Raw genomic sequence first — 259 nt, 5'->3', positions numbered from 1 at the left:
GGATGTGGTGCAGCCGGTGTTGTGGGCTGTGATGGTGTCGTTGGCTGCGTTGTGGGAGTCGTTGGGGGTGCGGCCTGCCGCTGTGGTGGGGCACTCGCAGGGTGAGATCGCTGCGGCTGTCGTCGCGGGTGCGTTGTCGTTGTCGGATGGTGCGCGGGTGGTGGCGTTGCGTTCGCGGGCCATTGTGGCGCTGGCGGGGCGTGGCGGGATGGTGTCGGTGGCGTTGGATGCCGAGGGTGCTGGGGAGTTGGCGGGTCGT

At 69.1% G+C, this 259-nt stretch carries 1 protein-coding gene; it reads left to right on the top strand.

Going from position 1 to position 259, the window contains the following annotated elements:
• On the top strand, positions 1-259 hold a 259-nt coding region (locus BIV23_RS45180; protein ID WP_143079289.1), incomplete at both ends, for an acyltransferase domain-containing protein.

Source organism: Streptomyces monashensis (assembly GCF_001866665.1).
In the GTDB taxonomy this organism is placed as follows: domain Bacteria; phylum Actinomycetota; class Actinomycetes; order Streptomycetales; family Streptomycetaceae; genus Streptomyces; species Streptomyces monashensis.
This window is presented reverse-complemented; position numbering and strand designations above follow the sequence as displayed.